General features: G+C 39.9%; 13 protein-coding genes. 10 read left to right on the top strand and 3 right to left on the bottom strand.

Annotated elements, in window-relative coordinates; genetic code table 11:
* Nucleotides 1-149: 149 nt before the first annotated feature.
* A complete protein-coding gene (locus tag QYC40_RS06290) occupies nt 150-593 on the top strand; it encodes a PepSY-like domain-containing protein (protein WP_301993044.1) in 444 nt (147 codons plus the stop codon).
* 37 nt (nt 594-630) lie between these two features.
* Entirely contained in the window at nt 631-1,080 is a 450-nt protein-coding gene (locus QYC40_RS06285) for a PepSY-like domain-containing protein (protein WP_301993043.1), read from the top strand.
* Between the two features lie 82 nt (nt 1,081-1,162).
* Here QYC40_RS06285 and QYC40_RS06280 read toward each other — a convergent pair whose 3' ends face one another.
* Complete coding sequence (locus QYC40_RS06280; RefSeq protein ID WP_301993041.1) at nt 1,163-1,897, bottom strand: SIMPL domain-containing protein; 735 nt, start codon at nt 1,895-1,897, stop codon at nt 1,163-1,165.
* A 96-nt stretch (nt 1,898-1,993) separates the two neighbouring features.
* Between QYC40_RS06280 and QYC40_RS06275 the strand changes: the two genes are divergently transcribed.
* The 5 genes from QYC40_RS06275 to QYC40_RS06255 all read left to right on the top strand — a co-directional run bounded on the left by QYC40_RS06275 (nt 1,994) and on the right by QYC40_RS06255 (nt 11,429).
* Nucleotides 1,994-4,801: a S9 family peptidase gene (locus QYC40_RS06275; RefSeq protein ID WP_301993039.1), complete on the top strand. Its 2,808-nt coding sequence runs from the start codon at nt 1,994-1,996 to the stop codon at nt 4,799-4,801.
* 199 nt (nt 4,802-5,000) lie between these two features.
* On the top strand, nt 5,001-7,190 hold the full coding sequence (locus QYC40_RS06270; RefSeq protein ID WP_301993038.1) for a glutamine synthetase III: 2,190 nt from the start codon (nt 5,001-5,003) through the stop codon (nt 7,188-7,190).
* A gap of 217 nt (nt 7,191-7,407) precedes the next feature.
* Nucleotides 7,408-8,250: an MBL fold metallo-hydrolase gene (locus QYC40_RS06265; RefSeq protein WP_301993037.1), complete on the top strand. Its 843-nt coding sequence runs from the start codon at nt 7,408-7,410 to the stop codon at nt 8,248-8,250.
* A gap of 16 nt (nt 8,251-8,266) precedes the next feature.
* Entirely contained in the window at nt 8,267-9,238 is a 972-nt protein-coding gene (locus tag QYC40_RS06260) for a YafY family protein (protein ID WP_301993035.1), read from the top strand.
* Nucleotides 9,239-9,353: 115 nt separating this feature from the next.
* A complete protein-coding gene (locus tag QYC40_RS06255) occupies nt 9,354-11,429 on the top strand; it encodes a S9 family peptidase (protein ID WP_301993034.1) in 2,076 nt (691 codons plus the stop codon).
* Nucleotides 11,430-11,624: 195 nt separating this feature from the next.
* Here QYC40_RS06255 and QYC40_RS06250 read toward each other — a convergent pair whose 3' ends face one another.
* Both QYC40_RS06250 and QYC40_RS06245 read right to left on the bottom strand, forming a co-directional pair.
* Nucleotides 11,625-11,819, bottom strand: coding sequence for a hypothetical protein (locus tag QYC40_RS06250; RefSeq protein WP_301993033.1), 195 nt, complete (start codon nt 11,817-11,819; stop codon nt 11,625-11,627).
* A gap of 89 nt (nt 11,820-11,908) precedes the next feature.
* Nucleotides 11,909-12,547, bottom strand: a complete 639-nt coding sequence (locus QYC40_RS06245; protein ID WP_301993032.1) for a DUF6266 family protein — start codon at nt 12,545-12,547, stop codon at nt 11,909-11,911.
* A 359-nt stretch (nt 12,548-12,906) separates the two neighbouring features.
* Here QYC40_RS06245 and QYC40_RS06240 point away from each other — a divergent pair, with 359 nt between their 5' ends.
* The 3 genes from QYC40_RS06240 (at nt 12,907) to QYC40_RS06230 (ending at nt 17,193) form a co-directional block, all read left to right on the top strand.
* Complete coding sequence (locus tag QYC40_RS06240) at nt 12,907-14,622, top strand: fimbrillin family protein (protein WP_301993031.1); 1,716 nt, start codon at nt 12,907-12,909, stop codon at nt 14,620-14,622.
* A 156-nt stretch (nt 14,623-14,778) separates the two neighbouring features.
* Entirely contained in the window at nt 14,779-15,468 is a 690-nt protein-coding gene (locus QYC40_RS06235) for an SOS response-associated peptidase (RefSeq protein ID WP_301993030.1), read from the top strand.
* Between the two features lie 93 nt (nt 15,469-15,561).
* Nucleotides 15,562-17,193 (top strand): ABC-F family ATP-binding cassette domain-containing protein, encoded by a 1,632-nt coding sequence (locus QYC40_RS06230; RefSeq protein ID WP_301993029.1) that lies wholly within the window; start codon nt 15,562-15,564, stop codon nt 17,191-17,193.
* The last annotated feature ends 11 nt before the right edge of the window (nt 17,194-17,204 follow it).

The following is a 17,204-nucleotide window of genomic DNA, read 5'->3' as shown; positions in this document are numbered from 1 at the left end:
CAGCATTATTAATTATTGGATGTTGCAGTAGATAGCCGCCGTTAATGCAGAAAAATAGAAAAAACTTATCTTTTTTTCAGAATCTGTTTAAAATTCCCAATTGTTTACAGTTTTGCTATCGATTATTGTAGTATAATAATTGATAGAACATGAAAAATATAGTTAAAGCAGCCCTGATTACCTTAATCGCCGGATCATCTTTTCAAGCGATCGGACAAGAAAAAATTATACAGTTGAATGCTTTGCCAAAAACTGCACAATCATTTATCGCTTCACATTACAAGCAAGAGAAGGTGTCTTTGGTAAAATCTGAGAAAGAACTCTTGTCGCCGATTGAATATCAAGTTGTTTTGGCGAACGGTACGAAAGTAGAATTCGATAAAAATGGAAATTGGACAGAGGTCGATGCGAAGAAAAACGCTGTTCCTCACAGTATCATTCCGGCATCCATCAGAGAGTATGTCAAAAAAAGCTTCCCAAATAATGAAATCGTACAGATTTCCAAAGACAGCCGGGAAATTGAAGTGGAGCTGACAAGCGGGATTGATCTTAAATTCAATTCAAAGGGAGAGTTTATCAGAGTTGACGACTAAACAAGATTAAGAAACAAATTACTCAATATATAAGCACATGAAAAAATTATTATTAAGCATCAGTCTCGTTTTATCCATTGCCGTATTGACCATGTCATGCGACAAGGAAACAGTGGTTACCGAAAAAGATCTACCGACTACAGCGTCTCAATTTATTAATAGCAACTTCAATGGGGTGAAAATCCTTTCGGTTGTTGAAGAAAAAGAAGGACTTTCTGGCAAAGAATATGAGGTCTTGTTAGATAACGGTATTGAGATAAAGTTTGATAAAAACGGTAATTGGTTGGATATCGATGCAGTAAACGACTCATCCGTATTACCGGACAATTTGATTCCAGCAGCGATCTTGACCTATGTAAAAACAAACTACCCTAACAGTGGTATCAACAGCATAGAGAAAGAAAACTATGGATACGATGTTGAATTAACGAATGGTTTAGATCTTGTTTTCGACAAGGACGGAAAATTCGTGAGAATCGACCCGTAATTAAAGGAAATTTCCTAATTAATAAGGCACAAAAAAAGGCGAGGTTTTAATCTCGCCTTTTCTTTTCTTCATCTATAGGTACTTAATTTGACAAATAGCTTGCTTTCACGGTAATATTAGCTGTCTTGTTTCTTGAGGTCGTATTGAAGGCTCCACCATAGGAGAACTCTTCATTATCATTTTGTCCTGTGATTTGGAAAATACCTAAGTCAGCCTTTACTAATTCGCCTAGAGAAGAACCCGCTTCTTTAGCAATATTTTCCGCTCTCAGGCGTGCATTTTGAGATGCTTGAGAGATCAGCTTCAATTTAAGATCTTCTAGACCAGAGAAATAATAGCTCGGGGTGTTGGAACTAAGTTCTATTCCCTGAGAAATTAGCGTAGAAATTTCCCGAGATGCATCATCCACCTTATTCAGATCTTTCGATTCTACGCTTACGGTTTGCATCAGATTATACCCGGTGAATGTATTCGAAGAATGTCCATTTGCATCGGTATAATAGTTGAATTCTCTATTGATATTAACTGCATTAAACAAGATCTCCTTTTCGTTGATACCTTTTTGGACTAAGAAATTGCGAACCAGATCCCTATCACGCTTAAGTTGCTCGGAAGCCTCACTTAAATCCATGGATTTCCTGCTATAGGACGCGGACCATTTCACGATATCGGATGCAAAGTCTGTCTTAGCACCGCCTGTAACATTGATTGTATTGGAGTTTTTATACTTATACTTATAAGCATTTCCCAAGATGGCGGCAAAGGCGATTATTGCTATTGCAGCGACAGCGCTAATAATAATTCCTGCATTTTTCATAAGCTAAATCCGTTTTATATTAAAAATGTTATAGAGTGCGATAACCTAAGTTAGCATTTTTTGATTAATATTGGGGCTACCTATTTCTATCAATTTATGAAACAAAAATACAGTCTTTTATTATTGAGTTTCTCACTGGTTTCAGGTATTTATGCACAAAAGAAACCACTTGATCACTCAGTTTATGATAATTGGAAATCCATTAGCCGGGCAGAGATTAGCAAGTCTGGAAACATTATCCACTATACGATCAGTCCGCAGGAAGGCGATAATCTAACGGAGGTTAAAAACAGTAGGAATCAACTTCTTTTAAGTATTCCTAGAGGGACAGACGTGCGATTGACCGAGGACGAACAATTCTTAATCAGTACGGTAAAACCATTCTTTAAGGAAACGAGGGAAGCTCGTATCAAAAAGAAGAAGCCGGATGATATGCCGAAAGACACCTTGTTAGTATACAATCTGTCCAAGAATTCAGCGAGTCGATATCCAAATTTTAAAAGCTACCATTTGCCCCGCAAAGGCAGTAAGTATATAGCCATTGCTAGCGAAACGGTCATACCCGGTAAGAAGGTAGAAAAGGACAGTACAGCAAGTAAATCGTCGAATGCTAAAAAGGAAAAACCTACTCCGGTAGTGCATTTGTTGCATCTGCAGTCTGGCGATACTACCAACTTTATTAAAGCAGAGAACTTCCAAATCAGCAATGACGAGCAATATTTCATATTCACAAAGAAAGGTGCAGATAAGGATTCATTGAATGAGGCGGGTTTGTATCTATACGAGATCGCTTCTAAAAAGTTAAAGAAGATCAGTAATGGCAAAGGGATCTATAAGCAATTTACTTTCGACGACGCTGGCAAGCAATTTACATTTCTTGCAGATAAAAGTCCTGAGAAGGCCTTATTGAAAGATTTCAAACTATATTATTATACGGCAAACCAGGATACGGCGAGTATTCTAGCAGATCAACGGTCAGCAGGCGTTCCTGATAAGTGGTATATATCTGGCGATGCTTCTTTAAATTTTAGTAAATCTGGAAATCGCTTGTTCTTTGGCCTTGCCCCAGTTCCGCGAGTGAAAGATACGACATTGGTAGATTTTGAGAATGCGAAAGTGGATATCTGGCATTGGCAAGATGATTATTTGCAACCTACGCAATTGCTGAATACCCGCCGTGACCAAATGCGAAGTTTTACAGCCATGATTCTACCGAAGAAAGGCGGAAAAGTAACCCCCATATCAGACGACACCTATAATAGAATTAGTTTTACAGACGATGCGGATAATGAATGGGCATTAGCGAGCAGTGACCTCGGCTATCGTATCTCATCACAATGGGATGGCGAGACGAGATCGGATGTTTATGTCATTTCATTAATTAACGGAAAAAATAAATTGGTTGCTAAGAATCTCTCCGGTTCGGCACATTTAGCTCCAAAAGGTGATTATGTCGTATATTTTAATAAAGAAAATGCGAATTGGTATAGCTTTCATATCGAATCGGAAACTGTAAAACAACTTAACGAAGGTATCTCGGTTAGTTTTGTTGATGAGGAGAATGACGTTCCGGCTCTACCGGGTGCTTACGGAATTGTAGGATGGAGCAATGACGCCAAGAATGTGTTCATCAATGACCGTTACGATGTTTGGAAATTCAGTTTAGATGGCAAAGTAAAGCGCGAATTTACCCATGGCAAAGGCAGAGAGCAAAAGATAACTTATAGAATTCAACGGTTAACAGCAATCGAAGATCCTAGAGTTAGAACATCTTATATCGATGAGACCCAACCGATTTACTTGTCAGGGTTCAATACTAAAAACAAGTATGCCGGCTTATATCAATTAGGGAAAAAGAATATTGAGCAACTTTGGACGGGGCCATATACTTATAAAATGATTGCTGCGGATCAAAAGATAAACAATATAATTTACACCAAAGAAGATACGAAAGCGAGCCCTGATGTTTATGTACTGACTGCTTTCAAACAAGAACAGCGATTGACGGACATAAATCCTCAACAAGCAGACTACAATTGGATGACTGCAGAAATTGTATCATGGACTACTCCAAATGGACATCAAGCGGAAGGTATCTTATATAAACCCGAAGATTTTGATCCAAATAAGAAATATCCTATCATCGCTTATTTCTATGAGAAGTTGACGGATGGTCTATATACCTATCAAGCGCCTGCTCCTACTCCATCGCGCTTAAATATCCCCTACTTTGTGAGTAACGGATATTTAGTATTTACGCCTGATATTCGCTATGAAACAGGCTATCCTGGAAGATCAGCTGAAGAGTATATCAATTCGGGCATGCATTATTTGGCTCGCAATAATAGCTGGGTGGATTCAACAAAGATGGGAATTCAAGGACAGAGCTGGGGCGGATATCAAGTCGCACATTTAATTACACGCACTGACATGTACGCGGCGGCATGGTCGGGAGCACCTGTAGTAAATATGACTTCGGCCTATGGCGGAATTCGTTGGGGTACTGGTATCTCCCGCCAATTCCAATACGAGAATACACAAAGTCGTATCGGAAAGCCCTTGTGGGAAGCTCGTGACCTATATATAGAGAATTCTCCGCTGTTCTTTATGGATCGTGTCAATACACCTGTCGCGATCATGCATAATGATAATGACGGAGCTGTGCCATGGTATCAGGGTATCGAATTTTTCACTGCGCTTAGACGTTTGAATAAGCCCGTTTGGTTATTAAATTATAATGGAGATGGACATAATTTAATGCAACGTCAGAATAGAAAAGATATACAAATACGCGAAGCGCAATTCTTTGATCACTTTTTAAAGGGTGCACCGGCAGCTAATTGGATTAAAAAAGGTGTCAAAGCAACTGAAAAAGGAATAGATTGGGGACTTGAAGTCGATTAATTTGTAAATCCACAATAAAAAAGGGCGAACAAAACTAGTTTTTTCGCCCTTTTTTATTTTTTATGGGTTTCGAATTGTCATTTTTCTTATTTTTTTCAAAAAAATTATCGGATTTATATGTTTTTGACATATTTTTGAAAAAGTTTTTACAAAAACACGGAACAATCAACATAAACAAAGAATAGATAATTCTACAATCATGTCAAACAGCAGATTTAAAGCAGTTGAAGAGGCAACGAAACATATTTTCGCTTCAAAAACAAACGTCACAGCAGAGAGAGCAGTAAACATCTATGGAAAAAATGTATTCACCATCTTAAAGATGAGAGAATACTTACCAAAGACTATTTACAAAGAGCTTACCACTGTTATTGATGAAGGAAAACAGATTACACGTGATATGGCGGAATATATAGCACAGGCGATGAAAGCTTGGGCAATTGAGAACGGCACGACGCACTACACACACTGGTTCCAACCGCTTACAGGGTCTACTGCAGAAAAACATGATTCATTCTTTGAACCAGATTCAGACGGAAGTGCTATCGAAAAGTTCACAGCGGATGCACTTGTACAACAAGAGCCTGATGCTTCCTCTTTTCCGAATGGAGGAATCCGTAATACGTTTGAGGCAAGAGGCTACACTGCTTGGGATCCATCCTCTCCAGCTTTCATTTTTGAAACATCAGCTGGTAAGACTTTATGTATTCCTACTGTATTTGTTTCTTATACGGGAGAATCTTTAGATTACAAAGCACCTTTATTAAAAGCAATTGCGTCTATTGATAAAGCAGCGACCGAAGTAGCTCAATATTTCGATAAGTCAGTAACGAAGGTAAATGCGTCGCTGGGTATCGAACAAGAGTACTTCTTAGTCGATTTAGCGCTATATAATGCTCGTCCTGATCTTCAACTCACTGGTCGTACGTTATTTGGCCACATGTCTGCAAAAGGACAACAGTTAGAAGATCACTATTTCGGAGCTATCCCGGAACGTGTACTTGCTTATATGGTCGATCTTGAGAACGAAGCTTTGAAATTAGGTATCCCTTTGAAAACTCGTCACAATGAAGTTGCTCCATCGCAATTTGAGTGTGCACCGATGTTCGAAGAGATTAACTTGGCGATCGATCATAACCAATTGTTGATGAACGTGATGGAGCAAGTTGCACTGCGTCATAACTTCAAAGTGTTGTTACATGAAAAACCGTACAGTGGTGTTAACGGTTCGGGAAAACATAACAACTGGTCATTAATTACGAATACAGGTGTCAATTTACTTTCACCAGGCAAAACTCCAAAGAACAACTTAATGTTCTTGACATTCTTCGTAAATACGATCAAAGCTGTTTTCGAACATGCAGATTTACTACGCGCTTCTATCGCTAGCCACTCAAACGATCACCGATTGGGTGCTAATGAAGCCCCTCCAGCTATTATCTCAATCTTTTTGGGCTCTCAGTTAGATGAGATCTTAGAAGAGGTTGAATCGGCTCGTGTTGCTAAAAAAGTGAAATCTGAGGCAAACTTATGGCATGGTATTCCTAAGATTCCAGATTTGAAATTAGATAATACCGACAGAAACCGTACTTCTCCTTTCGCATTTACAGGAAATAAATTCGAATTCCGCGCTGTTGGTTCTTCAGCTAACTCGGCATTGCCAATGACCGTGTTAAATGCAATTGTTGCGACTCAATTAATAGAGTTCAAAACTGAGGTTGATAAACAAATTAAAAAAGGGACCAAGAAAGATTTAGCAATCTTAAACGTAGTACGTAAATACATTAAAGATTCGAAGGCTATTCGTTTTGAAGGAAATGGATACAGCGAAGAATGGGAAATCGAAGCTGCAGCTCGTGGTTTGTCGAATATCAAATCTACGCCTAAGTCTTTGGACGTCTATGTAACTCCTGAATCTTTGGAATTATTCGAGGCATTAGGGATATATACTAAACGTGAATCTGAAGCTAGACATGAGATATTGTTGGAAAACTTCTTCAAAAAACTACAAATTGAAGCTCGTGTAATTGGTGAGGTTGTCACAAGTCAAATTGCTCCGGCATGCTTGACTTATCAAAATGAATTAATCCAAAATGTTAAGGGTTTAAAAGATCTTGGCTTACCAAAAGAGTCTTATAGCTCACAGCTAAATTACTTGGAGCGCATCTCTAAACATGTCAACACAATCTTAGAAAAAGCTGAAGAAATGCGCCAAGCACGTAAAAAAGCAAATACAATTGACGACGTTCGTGAGAAAGCAATTGCATATGATGAGGTGGTTAAACCATTTTTTGATGAAATCCGTTATCATGTAAATAAGCTAGAAAAGCTAGTAGATGACGCTAAATGGCCTCTTCCAAAGTTAAGAGAACTATTGTTCATTCACTAAGAGAATATAAAAAAACAATCAAGAGGCTGTCCGTTTTGGACAGCCTCTTCTGTTTATAAAAATGCGTATTTTGAATAAATGTGAAAACGAACTACTCTTCTACTTCATATAAAATACTTAGTGATTCTTAACAAAGTCAAAAAAACATTCGCACGTAGTTTGCTTTACAAAAACGAAAACAGCAATTTTATACCTTAATCAGTAAAAGTAATGCGGTATGAAACTATATACAATTGATACGGGATTTTTTAAGCTTGATGGTGGAGCGATGTTTGGCGTTGTTCCGAAGTCGATTTGGCAGAAAACAAATCCCGCTGATAGTAATAATCTTTGTACTTGGGCTACACGCCTCCTCTTAATTGAGGATGGAAAACGCCTTACCCTAGTTGATACTGCATTAGGCGATAAACAAGATGCAAAGTTCTTCGGACACTATTTCCTCCACGGAGATGACACATTAGACAACTCTCTAGCCAGACATGGCTTCCACCGGGATGATATAACAGATGTCATATTAACACACCTACATTTTGACCATTGTGGTGGTGCAATCATACGCCAAGGTGAAAAATTGGTGCCAGCATTTAAGAATGCTCGCTTTTGGTCAAACGAGAAGCATTGGAATTGGGCTACTATTGAACCGAATCCTCGAGAAAGAGCATCCTTCTTAAAAGAAAATATTCTGCCTATCCAAGAATCCGGTCAACTTAATTTTATATCTGAAGATCAACCGCATTATGATAGCAACATTAAAATGCGTTATGCCTACGGACATACAGAAGCGATGATGCTTCCACAGATCGACTACAAAGGCAAAACGTTGCTCTACATGGCGGATCTCCTTCCTTCCGTTGGCCATATCCCACTAGCTTACGTGATGAGCTATGATGTAAGACCCTTGGTAACCATGGACGAACGAAAGTCGTATTGGCAAGAAATTGTAGATAATGAATACATCCTTATTCTTGAGCATGATGCTGAACACGAATGTTGCACGCTCCAACATACAGAGAAAGGGATCCGTCTTAAAGATACTTTCAAATTATCGGACATCGCTTAAAAGCTTCATATAATCAATGTCTGTAGACCTTAAAAAACGTTTCGATCGCATCGTAGAAATACTTATTCAGTTACAATCAAAACGAGTAGTTCGAGCACAGGAGCTCGCAGACCGTTTTGAAGTTAGCTTACGAACAATCTACCGAGATATAAAAAGCTTAGAACAAGCGGGTGTCCCTATTATCGGAGAAGCCGGTGCTGGCTACTCGATCATGGACGGCTACAAGCTCCCTCCTGTCAGCTTTAGCAAAGAAGAAGCCCTATCATTCGTTGCGACAGAAAAACTTACACAAAAGTTCCTCGACAAAGAGAGTGCAAAGCAATATGGTTCCGCTATGCTAAAAATTAAGTCAATTCTTAAAAACCATGATAAGGATTTGCTTTCAACAGTCGAGAATCAAATTATTATGCGAGAACAGTCCATGCCAGCATTTCTTGAGCATGTACCTCATGCCTTAAGCAGTACGTTAGAAAGTATTTCACATCAAAAAAAACTCATTGTCAAATATCAGGGAATACAGGATGATGAAGCTCGTCAGAGGGCGATAGAGCCAATAGGGATCTACCACGATGGTGGCTTTTGGTACATTGTTGCTTACTGTCTCTATCGAAATGATTTTCGGCAGTTTAGAAGCGATCGAATTCAAGAAGCGACTTTAACAGATACAAATTTCAGCAAGAAGCATATCTCCATTGCTGAATATATCGAAAAGCATCGCCAAACGAATCACTCCACAACACATATTAGACTCCTCGTTGAGCACAAACTCGCTAATCATTTGAAATGGGAAAGAAAGCACTACGGCTTTGTTTCTGAAAAACAGGTGGGGGATTCTATAGAAATGATCTTCCAAAGCAGAGATATCGTCAATGAATTCCCGAGGTGGCTAATGATGTTTGCCGATTTCGTAAAGATTATTGAACCGGATGACTTGAAAAGAAACCTGAACACCCTACTTCAGCGCAGCATGGAAAATCAATCCAATTGATTTGCTTCTTTGTTTTCACCGACAGCGCTCTCGGCATTTTTATTTCAGTTAGTGTTTTAATTTAGCTATTTTGTAATAGTGAACTCGCTATTACTCAACCACTAACCAATAGCTTATGAAATCCAAACTACAAACAATAAGCGCTGTAATCGCCTCGCTGCTTTTTACAGCACACTCAACAATCCCCTCTCCCTCGGGTAAAATCAATATGTCAAAGAACAACGACAGCATCCCGACAATCGTCAATGATTCTGATGTGGATCTTTTGGCGAACGGCTTAAAACTCGAAGCTGCCAGACAATTTAAAAAGTTCATTGCCCCGCAAAACTTACAACAATGGCAAACTCGTAAAAATGCGATCCACCAATTTATACAGGAAAAAACAAACTACAAGCGATTTCACAATTTGCCATTAAAATACACCGAGCACAAGATCAATAAACTAGAAGGCTTCGAGCTCAAGAACATCACTTTCCAAACGCGTCCTAAAACCCTTACAACGGCGAACCTCTATAAACCGGAAGGCAACGGACCATTCCCCGCGGTATTAGTCATGATGGGGCATTCCAGAAATGGAAAGTTCTATGACAACTACCAGCTTGTAGGTCAAGACCTTGCCAAGAATGGCTATGTCGCATTGCTTGTCGATCCTTGGGGCGCCGGCGAACGCACGACCGAGCATCTTAACTTTGAATACCACGGTTCCCACATGGGAGGCCATCTGATTGACATTGGCGAGACCTTAATGGGCATGCAAATTACCGATAACCTGCGCGCTGTCGATTTGTTAGAATCCTTGGCCTACGTCGATAAAAACCTTATCGCTGCAACTGGCGCAAGCGGTGGTGGTAACCAAACCATGTGGATTGCAGCTGTCGACGAGCGGATTAAAGCCGCCCTACCTGTCGTTTCTGTAGGCACCTTTGAGTCCTATGTCATGAATGCAAACTGTATTTGCGAATTGCTTCCCGATGGATTGACTTTTGTCGAAGAATCTGAAATACTCGGCTTAATAGCACCCAGAAAGCTTAGCCTTTTCAATGCCCTTCACGACAGCAATAAGGCATTCTTCCCAAGCGAAATGTTTCGATCACATCGAATTGCAAATCAGATCTACAAATTGCACCATGCAGAAACAAACTTCTCTTACCAACTCTTCAATACCACACATGGATATTGGGCTGAACAACGTCACGCGATGATTTCCTGGTTCAACGAAAATTTAATCCAGAAAAAAGCGCCCCAAAGCAGCAACTATGCAACACTTCCAACGCTTAGCCAATCAACTCTACAGGTATTCGATCAAGGAATGCGGCCGCAAGAAGTTTTAAGTACACAAGCCTACTGCCAACAAACAGCAGCAGATTTAATGTCCAAATTCGATCCTAAAAAAATAAATCGAGATCGACAGCTTTTGCAATTACAAAAGCACCTCCAGATTGATTTCGCAACTCCTCCAAAATACCGGAACACAAAGACCTCCATCAATGAAACATGGGACAGATATGACATCAAATTACCAAACGGCACTGAATTACTTGCACTAATCGCTAACCCCTCAAAAGCAAAAAAATTCAAGCTCATTTTCACAACTGACCTGCCTAAAAAACAGCTTAATGATACAGTTCGAAAGTATCGAGACCAAGGATTTGCTGTTTTATTGTCCGACCTGACAGGCTTAGGAAACAACAGCAGCTCTGTAGGGCGTAATTTCGACAATGGATTACCTAAACTTCACACCCTCTCCCGCTCACAGCACTGGTTGGGACGAAGTATGATGGGGATATGGACCGAACAAATTGCGCACCTCGCAAGCTTTATCAAACAGAATTTTAATCCCCAAAATATCGAAATCCATGCTGAGAAGGAATTAGGAGTTGCTTCTATTTTGGCTGCTACCTTGAATGAGCAAATCAACCATGTAGAAACTTACGAAACTCCCATCAGTTACCTCGTTCGCCAAGCAAAATTAGATAGCTTTTACAGTCAAGCTATACATATTCCAAGCATCATCAATTGGGGCGATTTACCCCTTGCCGCCGCATTGGCGCCAGCAGATATCAGCATGCATAGTCTTCGTGATATCGCCGGAGATTCACTTTCGCAATCAGACATCACTGATGCCCAAGAAAAAATAGCATCCCTCAAAACGATATTGAAATCGAAAAGCAAGATCAAGTTGCTCCATTGAAATGGCTAGATATCAAAAGGCACCCGTGGGTGCCTTTTTTCTTACTTTTTCACTCTACTGCTCAACAAAACGCTTAATAAAAAGCTGATTAAGGAACCGATGATGGTCAGAACAACACTGCTGAATATGTCATTTAGGGATAAACTAAAACAAAACGAACAGGCTGTACCGCCAAGCGTCCAAAGGGACACCGTTTTATACCAGTCCAAAACCTCTGCTTTTTGGGCCTTTATTTCTCTTGTCCTTTTCGATTATTTCCAACAACTGAAGAAGGACGCTCATACTGAAATCCAAATACGTTCCTATCCGAATCAATTTTTCTGGAAATTTGGATGATGATTTCAATATCATTTTCACGACGAATCGTATATGCTCTAATGTTTGTTTCATATTATTCTTTGTTTAGAATGGAATATTGCCATTCGATTAATTAATGTAAATGTTTAACGCCGTTTGATGCTACGCTGCACCGAGATAAACTAAGATCGTTTTATCAGCAAATATTGGCTTTCCGACACCTTATTTCTTTTTTCCTCGATACAAAACAGCCAAACATGTAAACTGGCACTCGTTGTCTGGTCCGTAATATTTAATTTCACTTGTTTTGAAAGTCGAGTTGCGTCCTCCAAAATCTGATACTCTTTCTTAAGATCATCATACAGCACAGCCAATACCTTGTCGGATCCCTTGCCACTAAAATGTCCATCAGTAAAAGACCAACTTATGATAATATCAGACGGGCTGTTTATCGTAATTTGTAAATCCTTAAGTGGAGAAATCCCTCCCTTGCTAATGATAACCTTACTGTAGTCGATCTTTAAGTCGGGATAAGAACCAACTATTGCGTTATTTATGATCTGACCAATAAAATTAGCTGTAGCGGTTGAATCCGTGATGTTGGAATCCGTAAATCCTACATCTATGATTGAACGAATAGGATAAACAAACGCCGATGCTAAACTAAATTTCAGCCTCGTAGCCAATTGTTTTTCGCTTGGTTCTTTTCTCGACCGACGAGGCAACGAGCGAATGTACGAGATACTTCTCCATCGACTTCCAACTACATTTCCGACTTTTCCTTCAAAGCCACCTAAAATTCCACTTAAAATTCTTGCCATGTTTTCTTTTTTTTTAATTAAAACTAAATGGTCCGCATGCTGACCGACTTTTGTTATTGATATCGAGAGCAAACATAACAACCATCGAAAAAACATTTTGGAAATGGAACAATATGAGACATTTTAGCAAAGAATAGACCTAAATGACATAAACATACAGCTAAACAATCAAAAATCTTCATTAAAGGTTTATATTATTACCGAATGGTTTATTATAATTTTAATAATTAAATGTAGTGATTAGAATCATTTATTATTAACCAAAACAAGCACACCTTAGTGTTGGATAAGGCTATTAACTACAAGGTTTTAGCTTCTTTTCGAAGGAAAGTATGAATATAATTTACACCCAATCAATAATGAATCGAATCACAGCAAAAAGGATCTACAGCTTAATTGGAATAAGCTGTACACTACTGCTAAACAGCTTTTTTATCTCCTGCGCAAAAAGAGAGTTCAATGAATCCGTAGGCGACGCGCAAGTAAGCGTTAATGTTAGTATGCAATACGACGAAGAAAAAGGCGAAGGCAGAGCAATGCCGACGGATATCAATGCAAATCGGCAAGTCGTTGAGATCCCATGGTCTGAAGGTAAAATCTTGCGCGCAGAATTAATGTCGGGAAAGAATAACCGCGTAGCAACCCAATCTCCACTTCCTGCAGGAACCCTTTACCGCGTTGTGGTCTACACCTCAAATGGATCGTATATAGATCAAAAATTATTTACTGTAGGGGCCGAGGCTTCCGCAGGAAGTTTCCTTCTTGATGGAAATACACCCTATATATTTATCGCTTATTCCTATGGAAAGAATGTAGACCCTGGGGCAGCACCAAATGCAGCACTCTCTACAAATCCGGTTTTACCCAATATATCCCTTACGGACACCTATAACAATAGCTGGCTCTATCTAAAAAAAACCATCACACCTACCAGTGGGCAAAACAATATTAGTTTGGTGATGAAAAATCTACTCAGTCAAATTACCGCTACGGTAGACGCCTCCGCCATCGGTACGATCACTGAGCTGAGCGGAAGAATAGGCGGCAACTACAGCTCATTGACAAGTGTTAAGTTAAATGACGGCACTTTCACGACTTCAGGCACAGCTCAATCGAGGAATTTTAATTTCCCGGCAATTGGCCAAGTTAGGGTAATCAGCAATCCCTTAAACTATTACAACGGTAGCTCTGATACCTTTCCTATATATCTCACCATCACTGCAGGAGGAAAGCGCAAAGTAAACGAATTGATTGGCAGTTTTACGTTGAAACCAGGATGGCAATATAATCTAAAAATTACGTTCATAACCTCTGAAATCATCGTCGGCGATCTGATATGGGCAAAAGGGAACCTGACTTACGACAATGGTATATACTACAACCGAATTAATCCCGAAGAAACAGGTTATGACTATAAATTGACAGACTACTGGAACTATGCGTCGCCTGAGGAAATTCTAAGGCCAGCAATGAATACGACCTATCAAGCAGAAACACCAGAAATTCAGCTACCCCTTAATGATCCCTGCAAATTAATCGACGGTGGTTTATGGCGCATGCCAACACTTGCAGATTTCAAGAGCCTGGGGGCACTAACAGTAGTGAACCAAAGCGGGGTAGAGAACACCGAATTAACCGGACAACAGCCTAATGGGTTGGGATCCTCAAGTACAGGTACCAAAGATCCTGCTGGATACATCTATTTTTATGGAACAGACAGCCAATCAGGACAACAAGTGAAATTGAAATTCTTTCCAGGTGGGGGATTGCGCGGCGCTGTGGTCAATAACGTTCCGCTGTCGGAGCCTGACATATCCACCTTTCGAAATTTTGACGTCATTTATCATGCCTCTGATGCACAAGATCCCGACCCAGGAACGAGTGACAACGGAGTTGATGCGCAGTTTAAGGGTTATCTCTACGCGCCTCCCACCTTCGTCACGCTGAATGAAAATAACGACCGTCGTTTCAATTTCCTATCCTTCAGATATGTACATACAAAATTGGTTAATGATGACGTTAAACCACGTCGCGATAGTCGATTCCCAATAAGATGCGTAAAAAGCAGGCTATAAGACCCTACATAATATCGTATTCCTATGATAATTAACATCGAAGAGCCGTTGTAATAACGGCTCTTTTTTTCTATTGCAATTTGATTTGAATCCCTTCTTTATTTCAATGGAAGCATAAATATTTTTAGCTTTTATAAATTGTACTTAAATTGCTTTATGTGTTATCATTCTGCCACCCCCAGTAATCAGCAACTAAAGCAGCAATTCCCAGATAAAAAAATCAATTATCGCGGAAAAGAGATTTACCATGTGTCCGGATTCGCAAGGCCGAACCTCCCCGTCACGCTAAATAGCAACTACGACAGCATTACAGAAGCCAGATGGAAACTCATCCCTTTTTGGGTGAAGACAGAAGCGGAGGCCGCGAAATACGCGAATACACTCAATGCAGAGTCCGAATCCATATTTGAAAAGGCATCTTATAAAAACTATATCAATAAAAATCGAGGTCTACTCTATGTCAATGGCTTCTATGAGCCGCATAAAGTCAAAGGTCAGAAAGAATCCGAGAACTACTTTATTTATAAACCCAATAAAGAAATCTTTACGCTTGGCATCGTATTCTCCGACTTCACCGACCAAGAAACTGGAGAGCACTACCCTACTTTTTCTATCATCACTACGCCGGCAAATCCCCTACTCGAAGAAATACATAATGAGAAAAAACGAATGCCTTTAATTATTTCACCGGATGATAGAGATGCATGGTTATACGCGAATAGCAAAGATGAGATCCAACAGCTCATGAGACCTTATACAGGCGAGTTAGCAGCTCATCAAACTTATAGGGTGACAGGGGCGCGCGGAGAAGATACAGATCGTCCAGATATACAAAACGCTATCTAATCTTCGAATTACTGACTCACCACGCTCTAATATCTGATGGCTTAAATCTGATGTCTAATAATTATCTTTGCAGCTGATTTAAAAAAAGCTATAGTGATCAACGTAAATAATATCTCCGTTTCCTTTGGTGGAACAACTCTTTTCAGCGATGTATCTTTCGCGATCAACGAAAATGACAAAATCGCATTAATGGGTAAAAATGGTGCTGGAAAATCAACCTTGTTAAAAATTATCGCAGGCGTTGGAAAACCAACAACAGGATCAGTAACCGGCCCTAAGGATGCGGTAATTGCCTACCTGCCACAGCACTTGTTGACCAAAGATAACTTGACAGTTTTTGAAGAAACATCAAAGGCTTTCGACGAGGTATATAAAATGCGTGACGAGTTGGAGGAGTTAAACGAGCAGTTGAATGTTCGTACCGACTACGAATCTGATGATTACATGAAGCTGATCGAACGCGTCTCAGAGTTAAGCGAGAAATTCTATTCCATCGAAGAGACAAACTACGATGCTGAGGTAGAAAAAGTTTTAAAAGGCTTAGGCTTTGAACGTACCGATTTTACGCGACAAACATCTGAGTTTTCCGGTGGATGGCGTATGCGTATCGAGTTAGCAAAGATCCTGTTAAAAAAACCAGATCTAATTCTACTCGATGAGCCTACCAACCATATGGATATCGAGAGTATTCAATGGTTAGAGGATTTCTTAGTAACCCAAGCCAAAGCCGTAATTGTCATCTCTCACGACCGTGCATTTGTGGATAATATTACCAACCGCACAATTGAAGTGACAATGGGTAAAATCTACGACTACAAAGCAAAATATAGCCATTACTTGGAATTGCGTAAGGAACGTAGGATGCACCAGCAAAAAGCCTACGAAGAGCAACAACGCTTTATTGCCGATAATCAGGAGTTTATTGACCGTTTTAAAGGCACCTATTCAAAAACATTGCAAGTACAGTCGCGCGTAAAGATGTTGGAGAAGTTGGAAATCATTCAAATCGATGAGGTCGATACCTCGGCTTTACGCCTTAAATTCCCTCCTTCCCCTCGATCCGGAACTTATCCGGTCATTGTGGAGGACTTGTGCAAATCCTATGGCGACCACTTGGTATTCAAAGATGCCAATATGGTAATCGAGCGCGGACAAAAGGTTGCCTTTGTTGGAAAAAATGGAGAGGGTAAATCGACGATGATCAAAGCGATTATGGGCGAAATTGATGTGGAAGGAACTTTAAAAGTAGGGCATAATGCCAAAATAGGATATTTCGCGCAGAACCAAGCAGCATTATTAGACGAAGAATTGACCGTTTTCGAAACGATCGATCAAATTGCCGTTGGCGATGTAAGAGTGAAGATCAAAGATCTGTTGGGCGCCTTCATGTTCAGTGGTGATGATACGACCAAGAAAGTAAAGGTATTATCAGGTGGTGAAAAAACACGTTTAGCAATGATCAAATTATTGTTAGAGCCGGTCAACGTCTTGATTCTGGATGAGCCGACCAACCACCTCGACATGAAAACCAAGGACATCATCAAAGATGCGCTACAGGATTTCGACGGCACCCTAATCCTAGTTTCTCACGACCGTGATTTCTTGGATGGTTTGGCAACAAAGGTATTCGAGTTTGGCAACAAAAGGGTGAGAGAACATTTTGAAGATATTAAAGGATTCTTGGAGTACAAGAAAATGGCGAGCCTAAAAGAAATTGAAAAATAATTCAACGCCTT

Origin of the sequence: Sphingobacterium sp. BN32, from assembly GCF_030503615.1 — a bacterium.
GTDB lineage: Bacteria > Bacteroidota > Bacteroidia > Sphingobacteriales > Sphingobacteriaceae > Sphingobacterium.
Note: the sequence above shows the minus strand (reverse complement) of the source record. Positions and strands in the feature narration are given on the sequence as shown.